Here is a 507-nt window from a genome sequence, read left to right as displayed (position 1 = left end):
CTTGTGAAAGAGTTTAACGGTGTAAAAGTCGCTATTTTTGGTTTGTCCATCGATAAAATGAGCGATATAGCAAACCCTGACGCCGATACGCCATTTATGACTGCAATTGAAACCGCGAAAGCGACAGTCGCACAAATTCACAATGATGGAATCAAAAACATTATTTTACTGAGTCACCTAGGTTACGAGGGCGACTTAGAACTTGCAGAGCAAGTAGAAGGCATCGGTATCATCGTGGGTGGTCATAGCCACCGTTTGCAAGGTGACTTTACTGCGATTGGTTTGGGTGAAGATGATCCTTATGGTATCAAAGTAAATGGAACCTACGTTGTGCAAGCCGGTTTCCATGCCCTGACCATGGGCCATTGTGTGCTTGAGTTTGACGAAAATGGCCAAGCAACCATGTTGAATGGTCAAAATGAATTACTGTTAGGACGCCGTATTTTCTGGGATTCAACATTGAATCAACAATTGGACCAAGGCGTATTTGAAACCGCTTGTGATTTT

1 pseudogene is annotated in these 507 nt (G+C 43.2%); it reads left to right on the top strand.

The annotated features are described in order from the left end of the window. Positions 1 to 507 (top strand): annotated as a pseudogene (locus R8O11_RS31580) (bifunctional metallophosphatase/5'-nucleotidase); the annotation flags it as partial.

The sequence above is a fragment of the Vibrio sp. 1288 genome, from assembly GCF_033344475.1.
The sequence above is the reverse complement of the archived record's forward strand: the minus strand, read 5'-3'. Positions and strand labels throughout refer to the sequence as shown.